Source organism: Paenibacillus sp. W4I10, assembly GCF_030816325.1.
Classification (GTDB): domain Bacteria; phylum Bacillota; class Bacilli; order Paenibacillales; family Paenibacillaceae; genus Paenibacillus; species Paenibacillus amylolyticus_B.
Genome location: NZ_JAUSXX010000001.1, coordinates 4,751,305 through 4,771,628, shown reverse-complemented (window position 1 = coordinate 4,771,628; position 20,324 = coordinate 4,751,305). Strand labels below are relative to the sequence as shown.

Sequence of the window (20,324 nt, the reverse complement as noted above, 5' to 3'; positions counted from 1 at the left end):
TAAGGGGGATTTACATGAAAAAAGCAGGACTGATACTGGTGTTTGTACTCATGATGGTGGCTTCAATCGCGTGCACAAGCTCCAATTCCAGCAGTGAACCTGGCAGTGCAGGCGGGGAGAATGGAGAGGTGGAGCTGAAGTTCATGATGTGGGGCAACCAGGCACATATGGATGTATACAACAAGCTGATTGATGGCTTCACCAAGGAAAATCCAGGCATCAAAGTCACGATGGAATCCGTACCTTTCGCAGAATACCAGCAAAAAATTTCGGTGCTTGCTGCCGGAGGCTCTCTTCCCGATCTCGCCTGGGTATCGGAGCGAATGGTACCACAATTCAAGTCCAACCACATTCTGGCCGATGTATCCGAGTTCAAGGATGATGCACAGTTTAAGCTGGATGATTATATTCCAAGTACATTGGATTTGTTCCGTGATGGCGATCAATTGCTAGGGCTACCTTTCTCTACACCTCCGGTGGTCATGTTTTACAATAAAGCGCTGTTCGATCAAGCCGGCCTGACTGATCCAAACACACTTGCCGCCCAAGGGCAATGGACATGGGAACAGTTCGAAGAGTCCGCCAAAGCCATTACCAGCAAGGATGCGACCAACCGAGTCTATGGTGCCAACTTTTTTCGCGACTGGAAGACCTGGGCGGTGCTCTCCTCCTATTCCTGGTCCAATGGAAGCGGTCCGTTTGATGAGGGCATGACAACGTTCACCTGGAACGATGCCTATGGCGTACAGACCTTTGAACTACTGGAACGCATGATGTTCACCGATGAATCACACCCAAAGGCGGGCGAACAGGTCAGCTTCGATGCGGGTAATGTGGGCATGTTCTTTGATAATTACAGCTATGTTTCCAAAGCAAGAGAGATTACGGATTTTGAATGGAGCATCGCTCCTATGCCTTCCGGTTCACAAGGAAGTGTACCGATGCTGGGGCAGGCCGGATATGCCATGTTTAACGATAGCAAACATCCAGAGGAAACGAAGAAGCTGTTGAAGTATTTTGCGAGTGAGCAGGGGATTCAGGCGACAGCCACCTATTTTGTGCCTCCTCGTACTTCTGTTCTGAACTCGGATGCATTCATTCTTCAGCCGAATAACCCGAGCAAAGAGCATATTGTGCAGGCCGTCATTGATGAAATGCCGAAAGCGCGCTTAATTCCTGGCCATATCCGTTGGCAGGATATCGACAATGCGGTATTGCAGGGATTCGACCGACTTTTTGCCAAGACAGCGACAGCTGAGGATAACCTGAAACAAATGCAGGAAGAGATCCAAAGTGTGCTGCAACCCTAAGTAAATCGATCGAAACCGGAGGTGAGAATGATGGGCAAATTCAAAGAATTACTTGAGCGGAAACCGCTGTCCCTGGTGGTCAGTCTGCCTGAGAATGAACTTGCTTTGGCTCGGGCAGCCATTGAAGAGGGTGCTGATGCACTGAAGGTGCACTATAATGTCGGTCATCGCGCCAGCGGGAATCATTTTGGCCCATTGGACAGGTATGCCGAGGTGTTTCGGGCAATCCGCAGTGAGTTTGGTGGTCCGCTCGGGGTCGTACCTTCCGGCAGTATAGATGGAGCACGAAGGGAGGATGTGGAGCGCCTTGCTGGACTGGGTTTTGATTTCTATTCCATCTATGCACATCACTTGCCCTCCTTCATGCTGAGTGACTTGGGGCTGGACCCAACGTTTGCGATCAATGAAGAATATGATGCTTCCCTCTTAACATCGGCAGCTCACTTCGGCTTCACCGCTTTGGAGGCATCTATTGTATCTGGAAAAGAATATGGTACACCGCTCAGCTTCGCGGATGTGCTCAAGTATCGCCGTCTGGTCTTGCAAGCCCAGGTTCCGGTATTGGTTCCTTCCCAGCGAAAGCTGGTACCGGAGGATGTTCGGGTGCTAAGCCATGCTGGGGTCAAAGCGATTATGCTTGGAGCGGTTGTGACAAACAACACGGAGGAAGAGCTGCGAAGGGCTGTGAACGGGTTCCGCAATGCGGTGGACAGTCTGAACCGTCCAGACTATATAAGTTGAACTAAAGAATATTTACACTTGCCACTCCGATGCCAGAACAACCTTCTGATCGCTGTTATCCCCAGATTTTTTTGAATCCCTTATATAAAGGGGGAAATCCGGGGATAAGCATATGCTTCCGATGCAGCTTTCTTCCAGAAAGCTTTTAGGCGACCACTTCGCTTCTTCAGGTTTTTCTGTCCTCTACGTTCTTGTGTAAATGTATAGTTCACCTTATATAGAATCGTCGCAGAGTTCAGCTTCAGGGGATAAGTTTGATAACAAAAGGGGGGCCTGATTGTGACCCATCCACACAAGCGCAAAAGAAGGGGACCGCTCGCCAGAGAAGCCCAGATCGCGGGGTGGCTGTTTGTATCGCCGATGGTGCTTGGGTTTACGCTACTGCTGTTATTTCCCATGGGTCTCGCGTTATACATGAGCCTGACCGATTGGCCGCTGCTGGGAGATCATCATTTTATTGGATTGGATAATTACCGGAATATTATGACAGACGCCATGTTCTGGAAAGTGCTCGCCAATACGGTTTATTTCACAGCGGGGCTGGTACCGCTTAATATTGTGCTCGCCCTGCTGCTCGCGTTGCTGCTATCCAGAAATCTGCGGGGGATCGGAATTTTTCGAACAGCGATCTTTGTTCCGGTCATGACTTCGCTGATCGTATGGGCCATCGTGTGGAAGCTGATGTATGCGACAGAGTCGGGATTGATTAATCAGCTTCTGTTGATGCTGGGCATTAAAGGTCCGGCCTGGCTTTACAATCAGGATTTGGCAATGCCAGCGGTTATCGTGACAAGTGTGCTGAAAAATGTCGGTCTGAATATGGTGCTGTTCATTGCAGCCATTCAGCAGGTACCGCGTTCACTGTACGAAGCGGCAACATTAGACGGGGCGGGCAAAAGGGGAACCTTTTTTCACGTCACGCTGCCCATGATCACGCCAACAGTGTTTTTGACAGTAGTCATGACCGTGATTGGTTCACTCAAAGTATTCGGGCAGATCTATGTGATGACACAGGGCGGGCCGAGCAACAGCACAAAGGTATTGGTTTATTATATCTGGGAAAAAGCATTCAAATTATTTCAGTTTGGCTACGCTTCTGCTCTCGCATATGTGCTTTTCTTTATCGTGCTAATTCTGACGCTGCTGCAATGGCAGCTCCGAAAGAGGTGGGTATTCAATGAAGGCGATGCCTAGTCCTTCGGGGCGGAAGATAGGAAGTACTCTTGGGACGTACTTGTTGCTGACCCTGATTTCCCTCATTATGATTGTGCCATTTATCTGGATGATATCGACATCATTCAAGGAACCCCAGAGCATATTCACCTATCCACCGCAGTGGATACCGGAACCATTCCGATTTCAGAACTACATCGATGTCTTTCGATTGATTCCGTTTCACCGTTTTTATTGGAACAGTATCTACATTTCTGCGTTGGTTGTGCTGGGAACAGTATTCTTTGCCTCTCTCGCCGGTTATGCATTCGCCAAAATTCCGTTTAAGGGACGTAATGTGGTATTTCTCATCCTGCTAAGTGCGATGATGATTCCCCATGAGGTGACAGCGATTCCGATGTTTCTATTCATGCGGCAGCTGGGGTGGATTGATACCCATTTTCCTTTAATTTTGCTGCCGATCTTTGGCGCTGGTGGTGTGTTTGGCATTTTTGTGATGCGGCAATTCTTCATTACGGTGCCAACGGAACTGGAGGAAGCGGCGATGATGGACGGCTGCAACCGATTCCGAATATATGCGCGAATTATGCTGCCTATTGCCAAGCCGGGTATGGCTACGCTGACGATCTTCACGTTTGTGACCATCTGGAATGAGTTTTTTGATCCGTTGATTTTCATTAACTCGCGTGATCTAATGACGCTGCCGCTTGGATTATCTCTCTTTACAGATGAGGTGGGCACAGCCTGGCAATATCTGATGAGTGCCACCGTCATGGCAACCTTGCCACTGTTAATTGTCTTTTTCCTGGCACAACGGCGCTTCATTGAGGGGGTTGCCATGACGGGACTGAAAGAGTAAGCCATGAAATACGTGCAAAGGCGAGCAATACGTGCAATAGAACGGAAGGAGGGACAACATTTGCGTGAACGGATGAGCATGGAAAAGGAAGAGGCAGATGTCGTTATTGTGGGCGGAGGTCCAGCTGGTATAGCGGCAGCCATTGCGGCTGGACGACAGGGTGTCCGCACAGTGCTGGTGGAGCGATACGGATTCGTGGGTGGGATGTCCACTGCCGCTATGGTCTATCCCTGGATGACTTTCCATACGGAACATGGTGAGCAGGTCATTAAAGGTATTGCGCAGGAGATTGTGGATCGTTTGCAGATGCGTGGCGGCTCCCCGGGGCATTTGCGTGATACGGTTGGATTTGTGCACAGTGTCACACCGTACCATCCAGCCATCTTTCAGGTGGTTGCGGCAGAGATGTTGCAGGAGGCTGGTGTCCGGCTGTTATTGCACAGCTTCGTGGATGAAGTGGTCGTTGGGGATGATCGGGTGGAAGCGGTGCGAGTGACAAACAAGTCTGGACGAAAGGAGTTTCAGGCGAACGTATTTGTGGATGCAAGCGGTGATGCGGATTTGGCTTATCTTGCAGGGGCTTCGGTGGCGAAGGGGAGAGATGGCGATAACCAGTCTCAGCCGATGACCATGAAATTTCGCATGCGTGGTGTGGATCTTGGACGAGTGAAGCAATACATGCAGGAGCATCCGGAGGATTTCTATGTGAAAACGCCTTTTGCAGAGCTGGACAGTATTCCGTTAACCGGGGTGAGCGGCTTCTATTCCCAATGGAAAAAAGCGGGTGTGCCGATTAATCGCGACCAAGTGCTGTTTTTTACCGGACCGGCTGACGATGAAGTGCTGATTAATTGTACCCGGGTGCAGGGACTCGATGCGACAGATGCCGAGGATCTGACCTCTGCGGAACAGGAAGGCCGGAAGCAGGTGCTGATGATTGCTGAGTTTTTGCAGCATGATGTGCCTGGATTCGAACGGGCTTCGATCTCGGCAGTAGCGCCGCAGATTGGTATCCGTGAATCCAGACGAATTATAGGTCATTACGCATTGACCCAGGTGGACGTGGTTGCAGGACGGAAATTTGACGATGTGATTGCCAGAAGCGGTTATCCGATTGATATCCATGACCCTTCGGGTCAAGGTGTTGTGACTGCCTTTATAGAGGGAGATGGGGCATATGATATTCCGTATCGCTGTCTGATCTCTCGCAATATCCGCAATCTGCTGGCGGCAGGACGCTGCATCTCCACCACACATGAGGCGCATGCAACGACAAGGTTGACTCCAAGCTGTATGGCTACCGGGGAGGCCGCGGGAACGGCGGCTGCACTAACAGTGAAGATGAAGCTGGACCCAGTGGAGCTGCCGATCGAGCTGTTACAGGCGGAATTACGTCGCAACGGGGCGGCGATCTAGCGGATGAGCTGATTGTGGGCGAATTATTAGGAGTGGGAGCGGGATGAATCATTAATAGTAGGCGTGGCGTTTCGCGGTGGTGTAAGTTTTAACGAACGAACCTGAGACGTCTAATATGGGGCTATAAGCTGAGATGAAAAATGTAACGAATCTCAGTGAAGTTATTTCACTCAAAACCCTGAAATAGCGGGTAAAGGCGGGGTGAATCGGAAGAATAGAGCGTCTACGATTCGTTAGAATAGAAACTGTCCCCAAAATGGCTGAATAAGCTTCCCCCGGTTCGTTAGAAATCGGTGGGAAGCTCGTGAGTTTGATTTTATAAGCATAACTGAGCCCCAAAGACTCCAAATCCACTGCATAGGTGATCTGGGGTCTTTGGGGCTCTCTCATTCTTTTCATCCATGGGTTCTTTCCTTCATATCTAGTCCTTCGCTTCTAATCAACACGAGGTCTCGGTTCCGTCATGCTCCTTCATGTTTCGTATTATTTTCATGCCTTATTCTCCGCGCTTCATTCATTCATTCAGTCATTCAATTCATGCGTGCCTCAAGTCGCCTTGCGACAATGGACAGCGTGTAGTTGATGACAAAATACAATACCGCAGCGAGCAGCAGGGCAGGGATAATATAATCGAAACTTTGGCCGCCAAGGATCTGCACGTTGTGCATCAGCTCCGGCAGAGAGATGATGATCGCCAATGAAGTATCCTTCAGGAGTGAGATGAATTGGCTGACCATCGGCGGAGACATGCGGCGTAGCGCCTGTGGCATGATGATGCCACCGAGAGTCTGCATGTAGCTAAGGCCCGAGGAGCGGGCAGCTTCCACCTGACCGCGCTCAACGGACTTCAGACCGCTACGGACGATCTCGGCGATCATCGCGCCTTCAAACAGACTCAGTCCAACAACTGTGGACCAGAAGACGGACATTTTAATCCCGAGCTGCGGAAGTACCATGTGGATGAAGAAAATGATGAGCAGCAACGGCAGATTCCGGATCGTATCCACGATTACCGCTACGATCTGTGACAGAACAGGGATACGGGTAAACCGGATCGTACCCAGCACAGTGCCAAGCACAAAGCTGAATATAATGGATAGCCCTGCCACTTGCAGGGTAATCAGGAATCCTTGAAGCAGGAAACGAAGGTTGGGCCACGCATAGGCCCCGCTAAAGTCCATATTTTATTAGCCTCCTTCTGTATGCAGGAATGGAATATCGAAGATCAATAGATGGGGCATGGACTGTGTACAAATCAACTCAAGCACCGTAGCAGTGAATTACAATATGCACTGTGACATGATCACCAATGCCAGCAAAACACAGACGATCCAGTACTCATTTAAACGACATGGACAAGCCAATATATCTCCCTGAAAATCTACGCCAGGTACAAGTCGATCTGTTACATGGTGACCTGACCTGCCGGTTTGTTTTTCTTCGGTTTGCCCTTGGTGCTGCGCGCCTCTGCATCGCTCTGTCCAAACCTGCGCTCCATATAATGCACCAAGAAGCTAAGTGGTAGTGTCATTACCAGATAGAACAACGCAACAATGGTGTACACACTTAGCGGTTGGAATGTATCCGAGTTAACCAAGTCGGCAAAATACATAAGATCCATACCGGCGACAACGGCAAGAATGGAGGAGTTTTTGACCAAATTGATGAACTGGTTGCCGAGGGACGGCAGTACAATCTTGATGGCCTGGGGCAGAATGATCAGGTTCATGGCCTGTACATAGGACAAGCCGGAAGACCTTGCTGCTTCCAGTTGTCCACGCGGCACAGTCTGAATGCCCGCTCGGATCGCTTCGGCAATGAAAGCGGCCGTATAGATGGTTAGGCCCAGAGTGCCGGAGACAAATCCATCCAGCGAAATGCCGAGTGCAGGCAGTCCAAGATAGAAGAAAAATACAACCAACAGCAATGGGATGTTTCGGATAAATTCCACAAAAGCCGTGCCAATCCAGTTCAGCGGTTTCACAGGGGATATCCGAAAGATAGCCAGGATCGCGCCAAGGATAAAGCTGCCAATGAGAGCCATAATGCTCACTTGAATGGTATTCAGGAATCCTTCCAGAAAACGATCCGAGTGTCGCATCAGTACGCTGAAATCCAATGTGCCCATATAGGCGAAGCCTCCGTTCTCCAGATGTAGAAACGGCGATTACGTCTGCTCATGCATCGCATCCAGCAGACGAATTCGCCGCTTGCTCATCATTAATCGGGTTACTCGGGCTTGGAGCCCAGCCATTTCTCATGTAATGTGTCATATTCCCCGCTGTCTTTCATGCTTTTGATCAGCTTGTTGACTTCTTCCACGAAGGCAGTGTCGCCTTTGCGGATGGCCATACCATAAGGTTCACTTGTGAAATTGCCACCAACCAAATGGAAACTGTTATCCGTCTGTTGCATGCCGATGAGGATGATGTTATCTGTGGTCAGCGCTTCGCCTTTACCTGCTTTGAGAGCAGTGAATGCATCCTGATAGTTATCGAATTCAAGCACCTCAGCATCCGGGGCTTTTTCTCGAATATTCTGAGCCGATGTGGAGCCTTTCACCGCGAGCACTTTCACTCCGCTGAGGCTTTCCAGGCCGGTAATCGCACTGTCGTTTTTCACCAGCAGGGATTGGCCTGCTTCAAAATAAACATCACTGAAATCCACTTGTTCTTTACGCTCATCCGTAATTGTCATTGTGGCGATGATGATGTCGATGTCTCCATTTTGCAGCATGGGAATACGTGTCTTGGAAGTGACCTCTTTCAGTTCGACCTTTGTCTCATCTCCAAGGATCTGTTTGGCGAGTGCCTTGGCGATATCAATATCAAATCCTTCAACGTTGCCACTTGCAGGATCTTTCAAGCCAAACAGCTTCGTATCGTATTTCACACCGGCAATGAGCTTGCCACGTTCCTTAATCCGCTCAATCGTGCCTTTCGCCTCGGCGTCACCACCACCACCACCACCGCTCGCTGAAGGTGTATCTGTACCTGTACTACAACCTGACAATACAAGGGAGAGAATGAGGACAAGCATAAATGATGGCCATTTCAATAATTTCTTCATGAATAAAGACCCCTTTCAAAATGGAATATTGGATTATTCTCAATGATGAATCAGACGGCTCAGGAATTGCTGTGCTCGTTCTTCTCTGGGGTTGTCAAAAAATTCAGCAGCGTTGGCCTCTTCTACAATTCGGCCTTCGTCCATGAAGATGACCCGGTCCGCAACTTCGCGGGCGAATCCCATCTCATGGGTAACGACGACCATAGTCATGCCATTATGGGCAAGGGAACGCATAACATCGAGGACTTCCCCGATCATCTCGGGATCGAGAGCAGAGGTAGGTTCGTCAAAAAGCATGATTTTGGGTTCCATGGCGAGTCCTCTGGCGATGGCTACCCGTTGTTGCTGCCCACCGGACAACTGGGAGGGATAACTGTCTGCTTTGTCGGCAATGCCCACCCGGGTCAGATACTTCATAGCTGTTGCGGCTGCCTGTTCTTTGGGTTGTTTGCGCACCTTCATGGGTGCAAGGGTAATGTTATCGATGACTTTTTTGTGAGGATAAAGATTGAAGTGTTGAAATACCATGCCGATGTCACGGCGGAAGAGGTTAATGTCCACCTTTTTCTGATGTAGAGGAATCCCACTGACGACAAGTTCACCTTCGGTAATGGTCTCCAGGCGGTTAATACAGCGGAGTAACGTGCTTTTGCCGGAGCCGGAAGGTCCGATAATGACGACGACTTCTCCTTCTTCAATGTGAAGATGGATATCCTTGAGGACATGAAAATGACCGAAATGCTTCTGGACACCCCTAAATTCAATCAAGAGTACACCCCATCCTTTCTGCAACGTCTGTGTGTAAAAGGGAGAATAAGGAATAAATTGAAACTAGTTATTTAATCATACATAGTCATCCTGCTTATGGCAATTGGTTTGTGATAAAACATGACATAAGTAATAGGTTTCCTAGGGCTATAGCCAGAAAATGTGTTATATATCTGTCATGTTTTTAAATGCCTTGTGACGAATCCTGACAGAAAAATGAATCTATTCTCCTAGTTGTTTTCCAACCTTTGGAATAGTTGTATAGAGTATACTGAAAGTGATGTTTGATTTATGACTCTGATTAACAAAACAAATAGCATCAAGTTCCACGTGTACATGGCAAGAAAGCTCAACCCTACACGTCATGCCATTGATATGATGGAGTGAGAGAGCGTCCGTTTGAACGTAAGTAAGGAAAGTAAAAGCGATGTATTGATCCCATAACAATTCCATTACATGTAGAGAGGATGATTCTGCACGATGAATACATATCACTCCCCAATGTCGACAGGAGCAGGTGCCCAGTCCGATGTTCGAGCTTATGAAGCCAATTTGCCTGTCATTCCTTCTCAAGATTTTCAGCTTACAGACTATGGAGCTGTTGGAGACGGCGTAACAGATAATACGGAGATGTTCCGACTTGCCATCGCTTCATGTGCTGAAGCAGGAGGTGGAAGAATCGTAATTCCTGCCGGGGTATGGCTCACAGGCCCGATTGTAATGCGCAGCCGTATCGAACTACATGTGGAAGCAGGGGCACTGGTTACATTTAGCCGAGATTTTGATCAATACCCATTAATTGCATCAAGCTTCGAAGGCTGGCAGGTGGTACGCTGCCAATCCCCGATCGATGGAGATCAACTGGAGGATATTGCGATTACTGGTGAGGGGATATGGGATGGGGGCGGGGAGGCATGGCGTCCGGTAAAACGCTCCAAAATGACCACTTCACAATGGAACCAATTGGTCGCTTCTGGTGGTGTTGTAGAGCAATCCGGCGGAGATGAAGAAATCTGGTGGCCTACCACAGCTGCACTTGAAGGCGGCACCATTGCGAATCGATTGCATCAGGAGCAGGTACGTGATGTCGCTGCCTATGAAAAAGTCAGAGACTTTTTACGTCCCAACATGGTCAGTTTACGGAGATGCAAACGGGTATTGCTGGACGGTCCAACGTTCCAGAACTCGCCTGCATGGAATCTGCACCCCTGGGCATCTGAGCATGTCACCATTCGTAACGTGAGTGTGCGGAATCCGTGGTTTTCTCAGAATGGAGATGGGCTGGACGTTGAATCCTGTCGTCATGTGGTGGTGGAGAAGAGTGTATTCGATGTCGGTGATGATGCGATCTGTCTGAAATCAGGCAAGGATGCCGAAGGCCGTGAACTGGGTCTTCCATCGGAGTACATCACCATTCGGGATTGCACGGTGTATCACGGTCATGGCGGGTTTGTAATTGGCAGTGAAATGTCCGGTGGTGTGCGGCATGTGCGTGTGTCGGATTGTACGTTTATCGGCACGGACATTGGACTTCGCTTCAAAAGCGCACGTGGGCGCGGCGGAGTGGTTGAGGACATTCAGATTGAGCGCATATATATGAAAGATATCATTATGGAAGCGATCTCGTTTTCCTTTTTCTATGCAAATCAGGAGGGGTCTGCCCGGGGCAGTGACTTGTCTCAGGAGATTAACGAGGAGACGCCGGTGTTCCGGGATATTCGCATATCGGATGTGGTCTGTGCCGGTGCTGACACTGCGTTGCTCATAAGTGGGTTGCCGGAACTGCCTTTGGATGGGGTGATCATCCAGCGTTACAACGTGCAAGCTCGCAGTGGTATCCAATGTGCTCATGCAAAACATCTGCATATCGCTGAATTGCAGGCGCAGATTACCGAAGGTCCGCTGGTTCATTTGCACCAGTGCAAAGGGGCGGAGTTAGAGAGCATTCAGGGCAAGGGTGCGGATGGCCGACTTCTGATAGTGACCGGACACGAGTCCGCAGGCATTGTATGTCGTGAAGTCGATGCTGACACAGACGGTCGTCAGGTCTCTGTGGGTCCCGAGGTGCGAAGTGGTGTGATCATTCGCAGGTAAAAGGTATTTAGTAGGGTTTATACAAGTTGGTCCAATTCAGTCGTAGTGGCGTAGCCATAGATCCAGTAATCGCGATGCCTTTTGATATAAGGAATACGTAATCTCTGGAGCAAGGCTACCCACTCGGCTTTTATATGAAGTTATCTGATGATCTACCGGTGTTCCTTGCGATAGCGCAGCGGTGTTGTACCAGTGACTTGTTTGAATGTTTTGTTAAAATGAGCCGTATGCTCAAAACCTACCTTCTCTGCGATCATTTGTACACGCTCTTGTGTCGACAGCAATCTTCGTTGTGCCTCTCGGACACGAACAACCCGTAAATATTCACTAAATCGAAACCCGGTAAATCGGCTGAACATTCGACTCAGATAGGATGGACTGATATAAAAACGATTTGCTGCACCCTCCAGCGTAAGTGGTTGGGTGTAGTTACTGTTCACATATGTAACGATTTCACTGATTTTGTCCTGCATCGGATGTAAAGGACCAGGGCATGACTGCCGGATGTCCTCCTCCACCCGATGAATACGGATCAAAAGTTGGGCAAGCAGACTTCTGACCGCAATCTCATAGTGAGGGCGTCGCTCTTTGCATTCTTGCAGCATCTGCCACAATATACGCTCCATCTCGGGCTGTTCCGCTTCAGGCAGGCGAAGGAGCCTTGAACAATTAAAAGGCAGCAGACCACATATGCCAAGTTCCATCCCCGTTGCAAAAGCAGGCGAAAAACCGATTAAAATCCGTTCGAAGCCGGGAATACTTCCTTTGGAGGTGGTATGTACATCGTGTGGATTAATCAGAATAAAATCACCCTTGCGGGCGGACAGAATCTGACCATTCATGGAATAAACGCGTTCACCTTCAAGCAGGTAATACAGTTCGTAGAATGGATGAGCGTGAGGCTTAGGCATACCGTTCCCATCATGTCTGCGCATATGTTCAATGGTAAATGAATGTTCACCGATTCGATATTTGGGTCCAATCCGATCTTCTATGAGACTCATGGTACAGCTCCCCTCTGCTTCACGGATTAACAACGATATCCATATCATAACGGAAAATCCATCTTTTTGTAAACGCTATCATTGGAAATGAAATATTTCTTTAATATATCGTTAAATACCGAAAGAACGAATCTGGCATGGCCCATGTGAGCTGTCAAGGTGACAAAACTTGAATGATGTTTTAGAGTAGGGGGAGAGAGGCCAAACTCTGGTTAAGGAGTGTCTCCAATATGATTTGGAAGGAAGGAAACAGGTTATGACGACACATGAATTATCGCCATTGGTTGCTGCACTCAATATGCAGCCTCACGTTGAAGGCGGTTGGTATAAGGAAGAATGGAAGGCATCTTATCAGATTCCACAGTCCGTTCTGCCGGATACATACTCCGGCCCACGATTCTCGGCAAGTTCCACGTATTTCCTGCTACACGCACATGAGATCTCCGAGTGGCATACGGTTCTGTCTGATGAACTTTGGCTGTGGCACAGCGGCAGTCCAGTTGAACTGAAGCTGGGTGGCAATGGGGAGAACCCGGAGAACGAGGAAGTTCTTGTTCTGGGGATGGATATTGCTGCGGGGCAATCACCACAGGTGCTCGTTCCTGCCGGCGTATGGCAGACAGCGCGTCCGCTGGGCGATGAGCCTGTACTGGTAACTTGCGTAGTAGCGCCAGGTTTCCACTTTGATGATTTCAAGCTGGTATCCAAAAGCGAATAGGTTTTGATATGTGAAAATCCCGATTGGAGATGCTGAGGGCATCCGAATCGGGATTTTTTTGGATTGAGCGTATTAAGTATGCTGAGGTCTAACCCAGTTCAGGGATGTAGGATTCCCTTTTGGATCAGCCTCACTTTTGGCGATGACGGATCACTTTGGATTTTCGTTACTCATCCAGCTGTCCACATAAAACTCCTCATGATAATCCGGTTGCCCGGCGAGTTCTTTGAGCTTCTGTTCAGCTTCTTCAGCGGTAGGATATTCTCCAATAACTGCTGTAAACTCACCAGTGGACGTTTTGAGGAAAGAGATGTCCTCATCCGGATAGGATTCTTTAATTATACCCATCGATTCTCCAAAAGGCATTGATTCTGTGCGGAGAGAGTATACCTTCCGAGGTGTGACCGGTTTGCCGTCGGAAGTCAGTTTCACTTCCAGGTATCCAGGGTTCTTGAATTCCGTTACGGCATACTGTACCCCTTCTTTTAAAACAACGACGAATCCGACGGAAGAGTCGTCTAAAATCATGGAACCATATACATCTTTCACTAAAGGCTGGGTCATAAAGTCGGCCTTGACTTTCTCTATATCCATGTAACGTGCACCGCTAAAAGTGAAGAGGATACGATTCGGTGCTTCTTTGTGTACCACATTATAATGGGGTGCATCATTGGCCTGATTCTGTTCGTCGGTACTAAAATTGATTTTAAGCGTATTTTCGGTTGCTTCCGATCCCACGGTTACTCCATCGGTAATCTTGCCGCCATCGCCGAATTGAAGTACCTGAACAATCGTTCCGACCACAGGTATTTTGACCATGGCGTTTGCGACAGTAGGAATGTTGACTATGAACAGAAAAGCAGCACATGCTGTCAGAATGGAAGCGTAGCGAATGATACGGGAGGAGCTTTTGCGAGCGGCAGCCTTTTGCTGGGCACGACGAATAACATTTGGAAGTTGAGCTGGAATTTCAATGTTTTCATAACGTTCTTTACTAGTCATAGATCTCCAACCTCTCCTTCGATTAAATCCATTTTTAATTTGTTGATAATCCGATAGAATTTTGACTTCACGGTATTCTCCGACAGGGAGAGCACTTCAGCGATCTCCCGGAAACGCATATTACCAAAGAACTTTAATATAATATAAGCTCTATCTTCGGGCACGAGTCGATCCAGTGCATCATACAAATCCATTTTCTCTTCCACGGATGCCCCTCGCTCTGGAGCCACAAACTCCTGTACATATCCTCCATATAGGTCACTCGTTGGTTGCGTCGAATATGATCTATCGCTGTGTTAATCACGATTCGTGACATCCAGGAATCAAAATAAGTCATGGACTCCATCTTTCCATAAGCGATGAACCCTTTATAGACCGCTTCGGATACGATATCCAGCGCTTCTTGTTCATTTTTAACATAGCAGTATGCCAGTCGATATAATTTATTTTGAATCTCTGTTATTTTTTCGCTGAACTGTTCTTCTTTTGTCTTTCTATGGTTCAGTCTAATCACTCCTGATCCCCCCTGATAAACCTAAATATTCAAGTCACCGCTCGTTCCAGGCCTGGATTCTATATAAGTGCTTGAGTTCGCTTGACACTCGTTAGACTGATGAGGAGAAGAAATAGTTCTAAACGGTCAAAAAACTTTTTTTCTTTCGGCCCTGAATAGGATAACGAGCCTCGCCTCCATTCTTAACAACGAATAGATTGCCTATAACATCACATACCAAAACACCCGCGCTTCTAAGATCGAAGGCGGGTGTAATAGAATTAATCTGCTTATATTAGAAGTTAAAGTTGTCTGGATCCGAACCAAAGCGTTTGTTCTCGTTCAGTCCGTTAATCTGCTCTACTTCTTCCGAAGTTAACTCAAAATCGTAGAGATCGGCGTTCGCGCGAATACGCTCAGGCGTGACGGATTTTGGTATGGTCACGATGCCGTTCTGCAGATCCCAGCGCAGAATGACTTGTGCGGGGGACTTGCTGTATTTGGCAGCGATATCCTGAAGCAACGGATGATCCATCAGATGACCTTGTCCAAGCGGAGACCAGGCTTCGATCTGAATCTGATGTTTGTTGCAATACTCACGAAGCTCCGATTGAATCAAAAGTGGATGAAGCTCGACCTGATTGACTGCAGGTTTGACCGTGGCATCAATCATGAGGTCTTCCAGATGATGAATCTGGAAATTGCTCACCCCGATTGCGCGGATGCGTCCTTCCTTTTGGAGTTTTTCCAGCGCTCTCCATGTATCTTTATACTTGCCTTTGACCGGCCAGTGGATGAGATAGAGATCCAGGTACTCCAGTTCGAGTCGTTCCATGCTTGCTTCGAAGGCGGCCAGTGTGGATTCATATCCCTGATCGCTATTCCATACTTTCGTAGTAATGAACAGATCTTCACGGGCTACTCCGGATTCACGAATACCCTGAGCAACACCCGTTTCATTGTTATACGCTTTCGCTGTATCGATGCTGCGATAACCAGCTTGAATGGCCGTTTTGACAGCATGAACGACTTCGTCTCCGTCTTTAACTTTGAATACCCCAAAACCTAGCCATGGCATTTTGACTCCGTTATAGAGCGTGGTTGTGTCCTGCACGTGTTTCATGGTCCGAAATTCCTCCTCTGATTGATTCATTGTTCCACTATGTAATTACCCTGCTGTTCAGCAGCCAATCGATATCAAAGGGCCGTTATGATTGATTATACTAAATTATTCCTGGTATAGGAAAAGGGAGCGGTCCGTTTTACGACGTAAACACAACAAATGTCCTTTTTCTTCAACCAGAGGTTTGGTTTTGACGCTTGTGGGTGATAAGATGAAGTATACGAAATATGGAAGTTAAGACTTCGCTAGGGGAGAGTTTACATAAGAAACGAAGAAGTGCGGAATCGGGTACAGGCCGGGCCGTGCGATTTAATGATAAAGGAGCAAGAATACAATGGCTAAACCTAAACAAACCAAAAAAGCAGCAGCCTGGTCTCTCGTGGTAATGGGAGCAGGATTTGCTGCATCCTTGCCGTTCCAGGGCGTTCCTGTGGGCAAGTTGCTGGTAGGATCATTTGAAGCGGGACTCGTGGGAGGACTTGCGGACTGGTTCGCAGTTACTGCATTATTCCGTCACCCGCTCGGCATTCCAATTCCGCATACGGCATTGCTGCCGAAAAATCGGGATAAAATGACGGAAGGTCTGGTCTCCGCAGTAGAGAATAACTTGCTCAACAAAGACAGCATTACCGAGAAAATTGCAGATTTCAAAGCAGCAGAGACGGTGCTCGATACGTTGACACGTGAGCTTCACAGTGACGGGATCAAGATCATGATTGATACGCTCTGCAAACGAATTCTGGCTGGTCTGCCGTTAGAGCAGATTGCTCCGCTCGTAGCACATGAGATCAAGTCACAGGCAGGCGCCTTTGATCTGGGTCCGATTCTGGAACGGGCTGCCCATCAGATGACAGAGCGGGGTTACGACGCCAAAGCGCTGGACTACGGACTGAAGCAAGCCGAGGAGTGGCTGGTTTAAACCCGAGACGATCATGTTTTTGGGGGAAAGCGGCATGAAAGCCATCAGTGGCATTCAGATGAACGGATTGATGCAGTTTGCGATGAATGCGTTCCTGGGTTATATGAACGAGGAGCGTCTGGGTGGCATTTTGCAAGGATATCTGTTTGAGCGGGTAGAGGATATGAAACGTGAGGGCAGCGCTCTAAGGTACAAGGTGCTTGATATGGTACGTACCCAGACGGTGCGTTTGGCAATGAGCGAGGCTATGCAAGATGGAATCAACAGTTGGAAGAACAATATGTTGGAGGGCTGGAACGCAGAGGAAACGGTGCTGAACAAACTCACCGAACTGAGAGACAAGGCGCTCGCCGCGATGGAAGATGGACAGTATGTAGATACGTATGCACTGCCAGCCATTGAGCGGGTATTGGTTGATCTGCGGGCAGATGACGAGTTGATGACAGGCATGAATGCCAAGATTGTAAATGGTGTCACAACACTGCTGGAGAAAAACCATTCCAAAATCGGTAAACTGGTACGCGAAAATGTGGACAAAATGGACAATGCCACTTTGGTTTCGATGATTGAGGATAAGGTTGGACAGGATCTGCAATGGATTCGGATCAACGGAGCCGTTACCGGATTTGTTATCGGGATTGCGCTGACTGCGCTGCAGATGGCATTGGCATAACCTAAAAGAGCCACCCTTGAAGTAATGGGGCAAGGCTCTTTTTGTTATGCAAATATCAATGGAGATATAGAGACGCATCTTTTTTCTATTTAGAGGTTAACTGCTTGGCTTGCCCCGGCAGATCGTCCCCTGTGACCTCTTCCCAGTGTGTAACACCACGCAGCGTGGATACATATAGTTTCAGATAGGCCCCATTTTTGAGTAGCTTACTGGTAGAGAAGCTGAGTGTTTTGGATTTTCCTTCGTCTGTATAGCCGATCAGTTCATAAGCATATCTGTCATTGTCATCCTTGTTGACTGTAGCCTGGTTCACAATGGTATAGTAGGTTGTTTTGCCGGCAGGGTTATCGGGAGTCAATTTAGCAGGGTCCATGAAGAAGAGCCACAGGCAAGTTAGAATAACAAGTACCAATGCGAGAATGGTGAATGCTTTTTTCATGTTCTTGTCCTCCTTTGATCTCGGTAAATTTAGGACGATGCGATGTCTTTATATTTTAGGCGGCGGATCGACCAGGTAGCAAACAGAAGGATAAAGAGACTGTTCATGAACAGAAAGAAGATATTCTCCGAGGATGTCAGTCCCTTTTGACTCAGAACGCCCATGCCTATAGTTAACAAGGAGTAGGGGAATAACATGCCGATTTTCAGCACATACATGCCTAGTCCCAGAAAAACTGCACAAAGGCTGATGCCAATTGGCGTGGCAAAGCTTCTTATTCGGATCGACAACCCTAGTTGCAGTGCAGCAATAGAGATAGAAGCAAACCATCCTCGCAGGCTCCATACGACGGTCTCCATCGGGAACGGACCTGGAATGACGAACAGTTGGCCTGCTGCCCAGTACATGAGCATGAAGAAGGTTTGGGCCGAGAAGATCAATATGCCGACAATGACCAACTTGGCAACAAACAGGCTGGTGACCGAAACCGGAGAAGCCAGAATCATGTTCCAGTTGCGATTGCTGTGTTCCAGGCGGCATACAAAGGCACAACAGATAGCGATTAGGATAGGTAGAAAGAATTCCCCGTAAAATAAACTGACCTGTGTCCACAGGCTGTACCACCCGTTTTGTAAAGCCGCTTGATTGAAATAAAAGTTAAAGCATCCGATAAGCAGGCTGATAATAGGCAGAATGGCCAGTACCAGACTGATCCGGGAATGCCGAAGTTTAAGCCATTCGGCGGAAATGCTCCTCAGCATGTGTTTCCCTCCTCAAATCTCTTTTCTTGAAGCATGAATATTCCCTGCAAAATAGAAGATGGCAGCCATCAACAAGGCGGCTAAGAAAAGACCGACAGGCAGCATACCCGATACATAGGTACCCGAAGTTGCGCTGTAAATGTAAGTGACTGGATTCAGATCCATGTAGTAAGACCATATGAAAAGGTGACGTACACCTGCAGGAAACAACCCCGATGTTGTACCAATGAAGCCGCCCAGCATACCCAGACATAACGCAAAAGCCTGATTGCGTACCGTAAGAGACAGCCATTGTTGAAGAGCGGTTATCGCGAGTGTAGTTAGCAGTGTGCCTATAACGAACTGCATCAGCAGGGAGAATGGTAGCGGGCCGGAAATGTTTTTGGATAGACCGAAACCGACAATGAACACAGCTTGCGCAAGAATACCATACAGAATCAGGCTGTTCGCACATATGTACTTGGCTGTGTAGACATGATTACGTCCGATGTTGGTTGTCATCAGCATCTTCCATGTGTTCCCCTTATGCTCCATGTCACAGATGCGGGATACAACGATAGCCGATATAATGGGCAGGAACAGTCCGTTCATGGAAGCGATGCTGAAGATCAAGGCTTCCCAACTCGCATTGGCTGCACTTCGGGAGATGGAGATGCTCATAGACATGGAGGCCCAGATCATTTCTGCGGCCAGAAAAAGGGATAGCATGACCCAGATCCTTTTGCGGCGGATTTTATAATACTCCAGGGATAGAGCTTTCATTACAGGCTCCGCTCCTTTCCGGTCAAATCCAGGAATATGTCTTCCAGACTTTTCTTGTGTTCCTCGATTCGGATCACGGGGATATCGTGTTCTACCAGCACCTTGTTCATCCGAGAGACTTCCTCGTCACGAAGATAGTTGAACACCAACTGTTTTCCATGAACTGTGGGCATGTAGCCTTGAGTCAAAAGGATTTTCTCTGCCCTTGTCGTGTCTGTTGTCTGAAAACGAATGGTGGTCTTGTTATTGGCTTGAAGGCTCTGCATGGTTCCCTGAAACAGCAACTTGCCATCACTGATAATCCCGACCGAGGTAGCAATCTGTTCGATCTCTGACAACAGGTGGCTGGATAACAGGACTGTTATGCCATATTGACCCGGAAGGGACTTGATTAATTCCCGGATCTCACCGATTCCAGCCGGATCAAGTCCGTTTGTAGGCTCATCCAGAATAAGCAGGCTTGGGAAGGCAAGCAGGGCCATGGCAATACCGAGTCGTTGCTTCATCCCTAGGGAATACTGATCGGCCTGCTTATGTTTTTGATTTTCGAGCCGGACAATTTTGAGGGCTTCATCAATATTTTTGTTCGGTACGTTCCGCAGTCGCTGCATGACTTTCATATTCTCAAGTCCAGTCAAGTGGCCGTAATAAGATGGGGATTCGATCAGTGAACCTGTCTGATTCAGAATGGAAGGGCGATGTTTATTCAGATCTTTGCCGAACACCTTCACAGTACCTTCGGTGGGTTTGATCAAACCCAACAGCATTTTTAATGTGGTTGTTTTGCCTGCTCCGTTCGGACCCAGGAAGCCAAAAATCTGTCCCGTCTCAACTGCCAGATTAACCTGGTGTACGCGGTTAGTGCCGCCATAAGATTTGGACAGGTTATGCGTTTCCACGATGGGGGAAGAATTTATCATTGATCTCAACTCCATTTCACTAATATCTCAGTTGCTCTAAATATAGATCAGGCTTCTTGCTCGTGGCTGAAGATAACCTT

Annotated in this window: 22 protein-coding genes; 9 read left to right on the top strand and 13 right to left on the bottom strand. The window is 48.2% G+C overall.

All coding sequences use genetic code 11. From position 1 onward, the window contains the following. The first annotated feature begins 14 nt into the window (after nt 1–14). The 5 genes from QF049_RS21380 (at nt 15) to QF049_RS21360 (ending at nt 5,499) form a co-directional block, all read left to right on the top strand. Nucleotides 15–1,310 (top strand): ABC transporter substrate-binding protein, encoded by a 1,296-nt coding sequence (locus tag QF049_RS21380; RefSeq protein WP_307540441.1) that lies wholly within the window; start codon nt 15–17, stop codon nt 1,308–1,310. Nucleotides 1,311–1,337: 27 nt separating this feature from the next. Further along, nucleotides 1,338–2,051 carry a beta/alpha barrel domain-containing protein gene (locus QF049_RS21375; protein WP_307540439.1) on the top strand — a complete coding sequence of 238 codons (714 nt, stop codon included), beginning with the start codon at nt 1,338–1,340 and terminating at the stop codon, nt 2,049–2,051. Nucleotides 2,052–2,330: 279 nt separating this feature from the next. Then, nucleotides 2,331–3,245 carry a carbohydrate ABC transporter permease gene (locus QF049_RS21370; protein ID WP_307540436.1) on the top strand — a complete coding sequence of 305 codons (915 nt, stop codon included), beginning with the start codon at nt 2,331–2,333 and terminating at the stop codon, nt 3,243–3,245. Next, entirely contained in the window at nt 3,229–4,083 is an 855-nt protein-coding gene (locus QF049_RS21365) for a carbohydrate ABC transporter permease (RefSeq protein ID WP_307540434.1), read from the top strand. The genes QF049_RS21370 and QF049_RS21365 overlap by 17 nt, the downstream gene beginning before the upstream one ends. Nucleotides 4,084–4,161: 78 nt before the next feature. Then, a complete protein-coding gene (locus QF049_RS21360; protein WP_307543364.1) occupies nt 4,162–5,499 on the top strand; it encodes an FAD-dependent oxidoreductase in 1,338 nt (445 codons plus the stop codon). Between the two features lie 530 nt (nt 5,500–6,029). Here QF049_RS21360 and QF049_RS21355 read toward each other — a convergent pair. The 4 genes from QF049_RS21355 to QF049_RS21340 all read right to left on the bottom strand — a co-directional run bounded on the left by QF049_RS21355 (nt 6,030) and on the right by QF049_RS21340 (nt 9,336). Further along, a complete protein-coding gene (locus QF049_RS21355) occupies nt 6,030–6,680 on the bottom strand; it encodes an amino acid ABC transporter permease (protein ID WP_307540432.1) in 651 nt (216 codons plus the stop codon). A 224-nt stretch (nt 6,681–6,904) separates the two neighbouring features. After that, on the bottom strand, nt 6,905–7,627 hold the full coding sequence (locus QF049_RS21350; protein WP_307540430.1) for an amino acid ABC transporter permease: 723 nt from the start codon (nt 7,625–7,627) through the stop codon (nt 6,905–6,907). Nucleotides 7,628–7,728: 101 nt separating this feature from the next. Further along, nucleotides 7,729–8,568: a transporter substrate-binding domain-containing protein gene (locus QF049_RS21345; RefSeq protein WP_307540428.1), complete on the bottom strand. Its 840-nt coding sequence runs from the start codon at nt 8,566–8,568 to the stop codon at nt 7,729–7,731. A 39-nt stretch (nt 8,569–8,607) separates the two neighbouring features. Then, nucleotides 8,608–9,336 carry an amino acid ABC transporter ATP-binding protein gene (locus tag QF049_RS21340; RefSeq protein ID WP_051449904.1) on the bottom strand — a complete coding sequence of 243 codons (729 nt, stop codon included), beginning with the start codon at nt 9,334–9,336 and terminating at the stop codon, nt 8,608–8,610. Between the two features lie 480 nt (nt 9,337–9,816). Between QF049_RS21340 and QF049_RS21335 the strand changes: the two genes are divergently transcribed. Next, nucleotides 9,817–11,430, top strand: coding sequence for a glycoside hydrolase family 28 protein (locus QF049_RS21335; protein ID WP_307540426.1), 1,614 nt, complete (start codon nt 9,817–9,819; stop codon nt 11,428–11,430). 152 nt (nt 11,431–11,582) lie between these two features. On the opposite strand, the gene QF049_RS21330 is transcribed toward QF049_RS21335, so the two are convergent. Next, nucleotides 11,583–12,434, bottom strand: coding sequence for an AraC family transcriptional regulator (locus tag QF049_RS21330; protein WP_253429372.1), 852 nt, complete (start codon nt 12,432–12,434; stop codon nt 11,583–11,585). Nucleotides 12,435–12,690: 256 nt separating this feature from the next. On the opposite strand from QF049_RS21330, the gene QF049_RS21325 reads away from it, so the two are divergent. Next, nucleotides 12,691–13,152, top strand: coding sequence for a cupin domain-containing protein (locus QF049_RS21325; RefSeq protein ID WP_017691032.1), 462 nt, complete (start codon nt 12,691–12,693; stop codon nt 13,150–13,152). 150 nt (nt 13,153–13,302) lie between these two features. Here the strand turns inward: QF049_RS21325 and QF049_RS21320 are convergent, their stop codons facing one another. The 4 genes from QF049_RS21320 to QF049_RS21305 form a co-directional block, all read right to left on the bottom strand. Next, on the bottom strand, nt 13,303–14,154 hold the full coding sequence (locus QF049_RS21320) for a hypothetical protein (RefSeq protein WP_307540422.1): 852 nt from the start codon (nt 14,152–14,154) through the stop codon (nt 13,303–13,305). Next, the gene (locus QF049_RS21315) at nt 14,151–14,348 is read right to left on the bottom strand and encodes an RNA polymerase sigma factor (RefSeq protein WP_307540419.1); all 198 of its coding nucleotides are present in this window, start codon (nt 14,346–14,348) and stop codon (nt 14,151–14,153) included. The genes QF049_RS21320 and QF049_RS21315 overlap by 4 nt, the downstream gene beginning before the upstream one ends. After that, nucleotides 14,288–14,668, bottom strand: a complete 381-nt coding sequence (locus QF049_RS21310; RefSeq protein WP_307540418.1) for an RNA polymerase sigma factor — start codon at nt 14,666–14,668, stop codon at nt 14,288–14,290. Before QF049_RS21310 ends, QF049_RS21315 begins: the two co-directional genes overlap by 61 nt. Nucleotides 14,669–14,942: 274 nt before the next feature. Further along, a complete protein-coding gene (locus QF049_RS21305) occupies nt 14,943–15,770 on the bottom strand; it encodes an aldo/keto reductase (protein ID WP_307540415.1) in 828 nt (275 codons plus the stop codon). Between the two features lie 334 nt (nt 15,771–16,104). Between QF049_RS21305 and QF049_RS21300 the strand changes: the two genes are divergently transcribed. Both QF049_RS21300 and QF049_RS21295 read left to right on the top strand, forming a co-directional pair. Next, on the top strand, nt 16,105–16,689 hold the full coding sequence (locus QF049_RS21300; RefSeq protein ID WP_307540413.1) for a DUF445 family protein: 585 nt from the start codon (nt 16,105–16,107) through the stop codon (nt 16,687–16,689). A 34-nt stretch (nt 16,690–16,723) separates the two neighbouring features. Further along, nucleotides 16,724–17,362: a DUF445 family protein gene (locus tag QF049_RS21295; protein ID WP_307540411.1), complete on the top strand. Its 639-nt coding sequence runs from the start codon at nt 16,724–16,726 to the stop codon at nt 17,360–17,362. Between the two features lie 85 nt (nt 17,363–17,447). Here QF049_RS21295 and QF049_RS21290 read toward each other — a convergent pair whose 3' ends face one another. The 4 genes from QF049_RS21290 to QF049_RS21275 are packed head-to-tail and all read right to left on the bottom strand — an operon-like array spanning nt 17,448 to nt 20,241. After that, entirely contained in the window at nt 17,448–17,801 is a 354-nt protein-coding gene (locus QF049_RS21290; protein ID WP_307540409.1) for a YxeA family protein, read from the bottom strand. A 29-nt stretch (nt 17,802–17,830) separates the two neighbouring features. After that, the gene (locus QF049_RS21285) at nt 17,831–18,562 is read right to left on the bottom strand and encodes an ABC transporter permease (RefSeq protein ID WP_307540407.1); all 732 of its coding nucleotides are present in this window, start codon (nt 18,560–18,562) and stop codon (nt 17,831–17,833) included. A gap of 12 nt (nt 18,563–18,574) precedes the next feature. Continuing rightward, a complete protein-coding gene (locus tag QF049_RS21280) occupies nt 18,575–19,324 on the bottom strand; it encodes an ABC transporter permease (protein WP_307540405.1) in 750 nt (249 codons plus the stop codon). After that, nucleotides 19,324–20,241 carry an ABC transporter ATP-binding protein gene (locus QF049_RS21275; protein WP_307543362.1) on the bottom strand — a complete coding sequence of 306 codons (918 nt, stop codon included), beginning with the start codon at nt 20,239–20,241 and terminating at the stop codon, nt 19,324–19,326. Before QF049_RS21275 ends, QF049_RS21280 begins: the two co-directional genes overlap by 1 nt. Between the last annotated feature and the right edge of the window lie 83 nt (nt 20,242–20,324).